We start from the raw sequence: 1,071 nt of genomic DNA, 5'->3' as shown, positions 1-1,071 counted from the left end.
AACTTGGGGGATTCCACTCAGGTGGGCAGATGGCAACAGCAGTATTACAGTGGCGGTATTGAAGCCCTGGAGTCAGGGAAAAGAGGACTGAGCACCGCTATGCCTAAACCACCTGCTAAACCACGCAAAACCGCTGCCCCACTCACCAGCCCTGAGCCTGAGCACAAGACGTTACTTGATGAGCTCCAATACCTACGGATGGAGAACGCTTATCTAAAAAAGCTTGGGGAGTTAGGCGAGGCGGTGATGAGGCGGGAGAAAGAACAGAAGAAAAAGCCCGATTAGTCAGTGAGCTTAAGCAACACTTTCCCTTGCGTGACTTGCTCAAGCTAGTGAGCCTTGCGCGAAGTACGTACTACTACCAACTCAAGGCGATGGGCGTTGCGGACCGATTTTCCTCGATCAAAGCTTCTATCCAGACCATCCAAAACGAGCATAAGGGCCGCTTTGGTTACCGTCGGATGACGCTAGAACTACGTAAAGAAAGATCGCTGATCAACGGTAAAACGGTACGACGACTGATGGGGGAGCTGGGTCTGAAATGCACGGTGCGGCCTAAGAAATACAGGTCGTATAAAGGGCCGATGGGCGAAGTGTCGCCCAACACCTTGGCTCGTCAGTTCGAGGCTGAGCAACCGAATCAGAAATGGGTGACGGATGTCACCGAGTTCAAAGTGGCCGGCAAAAAGCTGTACTTGTCCCCAGTTTTGGACTTGTACAACGGAGAAATCGTGGCCTATCAGACGGCAATACGTCCCCAATATGCCTTGGTGGGCGAGATGCTGGAAAAAGCTATTGAAGGCTTACCTGAGGGCGGCAAGCCAATGCTGCATTCAGATCAAGGCTGGCACTATCGATATCCAAAGTACCGGGAGAGGCTAGAAAAAGCAGGGCTGGAGCAAAGCATGTCACGCAAAGGAAACTGCCATGACAACGCCACAATGGAGAGTTTCTTCGGCACGCTGAAGTCAGAGTTCTACTATCGGGAAAGCTTTGAAAGCGTGGAGCAGTTGCAAGCGGGGCTGGATGAGTACATCCATTACTACAACCATAAGCGAATCAAAGTGAAGC

The 1,071-nt window shown here is 51.5% G+C and carries 1 protein-coding gene and 1 pseudogene; both read left to right on the top strand.

The window, feature by feature from the left end; genetic code table 11:
* Positions 1 to 285, top strand: a pseudogene (locus MCRY_RS23700) (IS3 family transposase); the annotation flags it as partial.
* 26 nt (positions 286 to 311) lie between these two features.
* Positions 312 to 1,071: IS3 family transposase (locus MCRY_RS22355; protein ID WP_139834170.1), on the top strand; the 760-nt coding region annotated here is incomplete at its 3' end.

Origin of the sequence: Marivita cryptomonadis (assembly GCF_002115725.1) — a bacterium.
In the GTDB taxonomy this organism is placed as follows: Bacteria; Pseudomonadota; Alphaproteobacteria; order Rhodobacterales; family Rhodobacteraceae; genus Marivita; species Marivita cryptomonadis.
The sequence above is the reverse complement of the archived record's forward strand: the minus strand, read 5'-3'. Positions and strand labels throughout refer to the sequence as shown.